Raw genomic sequence first — 2,675 nt, forward strand, 5'->3', positions numbered from 1 at the left:
AAGAGTTAAGTGAATTATCATCTGAATTAGAAGCTTTAGTAAAAAGGTTTAAAATATAAAAAGTAAAAGAGCCCGACAAAAAACGTACGGGCTCTTTTTTATAATTTTATAATATTTTTATTTAGTTTTTGATTTAACGAGCTTTTGATGAGGCCTTTTTTGTTCCTTTCTTCTTATTTTTCACCATAGAGATAACTATAGGACTTGCTATAAATATGGATGAATAGGTACCAACTACAACACCCATTGTTAAACCAAACGCAAAAGGAGCGATAGCTCTTCCTCCGATTATTAACATCAAAAACGCAACAATAAAAGTTGTTACAGAAGTGTGTAAGCATCTAACCAAAACTTCGTTTATGCTTGAATTGATAATTTCTTCTATTGGTGTTGATTTGCTTTTTGCTCTATTTTCCCTAATTCTGTCATAAACGACGATTGTGTCGTTGAGAGAATAACCTACCAAAGTTAAAAATGCTGCAACAGCCATCAAATTCATTTCGATTCCAAACAATGAATAAAGACCTAAAGTAATTATTACATCATGAGCTAAAGCTAATATAGCTCCTATTGCATATGAAAATTGGAATCTGATAGTAATATAAATTAGCAATACAACTAACGTAATAATTATCGCATACCAAGCATATGATTTAATTTCTTTCGCTGCGTAACCAGAAACATCATTGAATTGCTCCACCCCTAAGTCAACAGACTGTAAATTAGCTGCTAGTGCAGCAATGAATTCATCTTTTTTCTGGGACGTGGGGAATGAATCTTTAATTGTGATGACATAGAAATTCTTGGTGATATTTTCTCCTGAAGGTTTTGCCGATACTATTTTGGCAGTAGCATATGAAGGATCAATTTGTTGTAAAGCATTCCTTATTTGGTCAATAGAGTATGCTTCTTGACATGAAATTACAATTTCACTCCCTCCAGAAAAATCTACGCCGAAATTAAACCCTTTGACAAAAATTACTATTACACAAAAAATAATCAAAGCTAATGAGAGATAAATGAATACTTTTCTTTTTCCAACTATATTTAAGTTAGGCATTATTCATTACCCCCTTTTCCTACTACAATACCCTTCAGATATTTTTCAGGTTTGATCAAATTGGAGGATCCTTCTAATATGACTCGAGTAACTACTAAGTTGGTAAACATAGCTCCTAAAACTCCTATTATCAATGTAACGGCGAATCCTCTTATAGTTCCAGACGTCAAAAAGTATAACACTATACCAGCTAAAACTGTTGTTATGTTGGCATCGAGGATCGTTGGGAAGACCTTATTAAACCCAAATTTAATAGCAGTCAAAGGAGGTTTACCTACTCTTATCTCTTCTTTAATTCTTTCATAGATTATAATGTTTCCGTCGATGGTAGTTCCAAATGTTAGAATTATACCAGCGATACCAGGCAGAGTAAGAATTGCGCCAGTCCAGCTTAAGATTCCTAACAATAAAAGAGTATTGTACATAAGGGCTATATCAGCGACAAATCCCATCCAACCATAAAATATAATCATGTAAATCATTACAACTACGAGACCAATAATTCCTGCATTTACTATTGTGGTTACAACATCTTTACCTAAGGTTGGACCAATAGTGCTTTCTTGAAATTTAACTAAATCAACAGGTAGATTACCTGATTTAATTAAAACTGCTATATTTTGAGCCTCTTGTACAGTTTCTATACCACTAATTTCGGCTCTACCTTCAGTGATTTTGTCTCTAACAACTGGTGCAATTATTACTTCGTCGTCTAAAATAATAGCAATTTGCCTGCCTATCAAATTAGCAGTAGCAAGTTCAAATTTAGTCTTACCTTGATTATTAAAGCTTAAATTAACTACAAATCCAGCTCCTTGAGGATTTAAAGATGCACGAGCGTCTGTAACATCTAGACCAGTTATTTGAAACGGTGAATCACCGAATTCGAATACATTTTTTACACGATACCATAAATTTGGATTTCTGCTATCCTTAACATAACTGTATAAATCTATCTCTTCTCCGTTAACTTTAACCTTTCTATTTCTAGTTATTTGAGGTGGAGTTGTTGATTCTACCACTTCAAGAACTTCAGCAAAATAAAGTTTTCCTTTGCTTCCTATAAGTTCTTCAGCTCTTCTTGTATCTGATATTCCAGGTATTTCTACTCTTACCCGTCTTTCTCCCCCTACTACAACTTCTGAAACGACCGCTTCGGTGTATCCTGCACTATCTAGTCTTCTTCTTAAAACTGCAATGACGTTATTAACAATTTCTTCGGCACGGGCTCCTTCTGGAATAACCATGCTATACTCTAAAGAACTTCCTCCTTGAATATCAAGCCCTAACTTTATGTTAGGTAAATATTTGAAAACACTTATATTGTTTTTGTTTTCAGAAAGAGGAAGAACTATCCCAAGTAAAGCGAAAATGAATACCGCCACGGTGAGTACTAGTAGTATTCTTCGACTTTTCAATTATTTCACCCCTTTTTGGTAAAAAATAAAAAGAAATAAGAAATATTATTTTTTCTTTTCTACGTCTTCTTTTTCATCAGGGTTGTCTTCTTCTGAAACCTTTTCTTCAGCAGAAGATTTTGCAGATAAAACACCTGCTACAGCATTCTTGGTTATATCTATTTCAGTTCTATCTCCTGTAGCTATTCGTATAGTGT

Annotated in this window: 2 protein-coding genes; both read right to left on the bottom strand. The window is 33.6% G+C overall.

Annotated elements, in window-relative coordinates:
• Positions 1-133: 133 nt before the first annotated feature.
• The gene (secF, locus tag PKN74_RS08275; protein WP_472310359.1) at positions 134-1,060 is read right to left on the bottom strand and encodes a protein translocase subunit SecF; all 927 of its coding nucleotides are present in this window, start codon (positions 1,058-1,060) and stop codon (positions 134-136) included.
• A complete protein-coding gene (secD, locus tag PKN74_RS08280; protein WP_472310361.1) occupies positions 1,060-2,478 on the bottom strand; it encodes a protein translocase subunit SecD in 1,419 nt (472 codons plus the stop codon). The genes secF and secD overlap by 1 nt, the downstream gene beginning before the upstream one ends.
• Positions 2,479-2,675 lie beyond the last annotated feature (197 nt).

The organism is Defluviitoga sp. (assembly GCF_035349255.1).
In the GTDB taxonomy this organism is placed as follows: Bacteria; Thermotogota; Thermotogae; order Petrotogales; family Petrotogaceae; genus Defluviitoga.